At 26.2% G+C, this 2,906-nt stretch carries 3 protein-coding genes; 2 read left to right on the top strand and 1 reads right to left on the bottom strand.

Features of this window, described 5'->3' with window-relative positions:
* Positions 1 to 115: 115 nt before the first annotated feature.
* Positions 116 to 631, top strand: a complete 516-nt coding sequence (locus B2694_RS00905) for a GNAT family protein (RefSeq protein WP_346884159.1) — start codon at positions 116 to 118, stop codon at positions 629 to 631.
* 38 nt (positions 632 to 669) lie between these two features.
* Positions 670 to 1,773, top strand: a complete 1,104-nt coding sequence (locus B2694_RS00900; protein ID WP_346884158.1) for a mechanosensitive ion channel family protein — start codon at positions 670 to 672, stop codon at positions 1,771 to 1,773.
* Positions 1,774 to 1,814: 41 nt separating this feature from the next.
* Here the strand turns inward: B2694_RS00900 and B2694_RS00895 are convergent, their stop codons facing one another.
* Entirely contained in the window at positions 1,815 to 2,561 is a 747-nt protein-coding gene (locus B2694_RS00895) for a hypothetical protein (protein ID WP_346884157.1), read from the bottom strand.
* Positions 2,562 to 2,906 lie beyond the last annotated feature (345 nt).

Here is a 2,906-nt window from a genome sequence, read left to right as displayed (position 1 = left end):
ATCCCCCGGTGAGCCACCAAAAGCACTTCATTATGGAGTGCTTTTTTTATATATAAAATAATAAATTTAATTTATAATAATATGAGAAGTAGCATTTTGGTATGGAGGGTAGAAAGTGTATAATATATGTGAAGGACAACGAATTTATTTAAGAAATATAGAATTAAATGATGCTAAATTGATTGCTAAATGGAAAGATGAAATAGTAATGAGAAAAATGTCCGTGGGATTAAATACAAATATAAGTTATGAAAATCAATTTCAAGACATTAAGCTTAGCATAGAAGAAGGAGAAGAATTATATTTAATTATTGCATTAAAAGATAATAATGAACCTATAGGATACATAAGAATAAACTGGTTAGATGAAAATAAAGAAATGGCTTGGCTTAGGTTTGGATTAGGAAGTCATAGGCAAGAGGGATATGCTAAGGAAGGATTAAAATTAATTATAGATTATTTATTTAGCATTGGAACTCATAGGGTTGATGCAGAGGTGTTAATGTTTAACTATCCTAGTCAAGGCACATTAAGGTCAGTAGGTTTTCTTCATGAGGGAACAAGAAGAAAAGCATATTATGATGGAGAAGAATATGTTGATGTTTTTGTTTTTGGAATTGTAAGGGAATAAATAATGAAAACTAAGTTTTTATATAGGAGGAAAGATAAATGGTAATAGCTCAAGTAGAGATATTAACAAATAAATATGTACAGATTATATTAAATAGTAAATTTTTTGAAGTGTGGAAGTCAATTGCAATAGGAGTAGGAATATTCGTATTGTTAATGTTCCTAAGAAACATATTTGCTAAATATATTATAAAGATATTAGATGGTATATTTAAAGCTTTAAAAATTAAAAGTGCTAGAAAAATATTGAGTGCATTTGAAAAACCTATAAAAATGGCATTTATAGTAATGGGTGTATACATATTTATGAGTATACTAAATTCATCAATGGGATGGAATATTAGCAGTATAATTAATAAATTATTAGGGACATCAATTATAGTATTATTTGCTAATGGATTAATTAACATTACTAATAATTCAGATGATTTTTTATTTAGAGCCACAGATAAATATGATATAAAAGTGAATACTGTATTAATACCTATGATGGCCAAAGGAATAAAGTATTTAATTATAGCTTTTGCGATTATACAAGTAGCGAATATTTGGGGGCTAGATGTAAATGCTTTTATAACAGGAATAGGTTTAGGGGGAGTTGTAATAGCTTTGGCAGCAAAAGATTTTGCGGCTAATATGATGTCAGGTGTCATAATATTTATGGATAATCCTTTTACAATAGGTGATTGGATTAAGTGTAAGGAGATAGAAGGAATAGTAGAAGACATTAGTTTTAGAAGTACAAGAATAAGAACTTTTGATAAAGTGTTAATAACGGTTCCTAACTCATTACTAGTAAATGATTCAATTTTGAACTTTAACAAGAGAGAGTTAAGAAGAGTAACTATGAATATAGGAGTAACCTATGATACAGCTACTGAGCAGCTTCAAAGGTGTGTTAGTAGCATAAAAGATATGCTAAAGAATCATGATGGAGTAGATAGTGAGAGTATTCATGTTAGCTTTAGTACATTTAATGAAAGTAGTTTAGACATAAGTATGTATTTTTTTATAAATAGAGTTGAATTCAATGAATATATGGAAATTAAAGAAGATATAAATTATAATATAATGAAAATTCTAAGTGATGAAGAAGTAAGTATTGCTTTTCCAACAAAAAGTGTATATATAGAAAATAAATAAAAGGTTTAGGTAGTTCTTATTTGAATTACCTAAACCTTTTATTATTCATTTATAAAGTCAATTATTTCGTTGTATAAACTTCTTACACCATAATGCCAATTTTGATCAGCAGAGTACTTTCTATTAATCCATACTAAAGGATCGACACTATCAGGTCTATCCTTAGATAGATTTATAATTGTACGACAAGCAATTTCAGATGCATCTACAATATCAGTATTATAACTTTGCCAACTACAAAATACATTATAAGGATTGTTAGCTATTTTATTAGCACTTACATGATCTTGAGGAACAAAGCTTTGTTCTTGACCTGTAATAGCAAATAGCAGTATAGGATTAATATTAAAATCTCTACCCACTTCTATTATGGATGAAAAATAAGGTTCATCTTCAAGTATAGAAGATCTATTAGCTAAATAAGATTTTAATAAGTTTTCATCTATAACTTTATATTTAAACCAATCAGGCAAATGCATAGTTTGGTTTATCGCTTCTTCACTTACTTGATTATTATGATACAAATTTTTATATTTTTGTTCAGATTTTTGTATAGAATAAGAATTGTATTCAGAATTATATTTTGAAAGTTCAGTGGTTAATGTATTAGAGTTATTAACTCTATAAGTTATAGATAGAGTATTTATTGATTTTATGTCACTGTTAATTAATTTTGTATTTTTATTAGATGTATTTTGTCCTTGCTCTGTGGTTGATAAATTAATAAGTTGTAATACTAATATAAATATAACAACTAGAGGAATAAAACTTTTTTCTTTCTTCTTCATAAATTTAATCACCATATTTCCCAAAATTTTTATTAATAATTATAATCTGTCCAAAAAAATAATAAATATTCAATTTATATATTCTTTCAAAAGGTAAGAGGTAATTAATTTTAGACAATGGTAATTATCCATTTATGCTTATACTAATAAACAATATAAGTAAATACATGATATAAATGTATAAATACAATTAATAGATTAAATAAACAAATCCTAGTGTATCAATATTAGGATAAGGTAGCATTTAAATGAAAATAGAAGGTATGTAAGGATAATTTTATATAAGAAGAATATTAGGTATATTTTATAAGAATAAATCATGGTAAGATAAGTCTTGTCGCTGAG

Source organism: Clostridium sp. UBA4395, from assembly GCF_002390995.1.
In the GTDB taxonomy this organism is placed as follows: domain Bacteria; phylum Bacillota; class Clostridia; order Clostridiales; family Clostridiaceae; genus Clostridium_J; species Clostridium_J sulfidigenes.
Note: the sequence above shows the minus strand (reverse complement) of the source record. Positions and strands in the feature narration are given on the sequence as shown.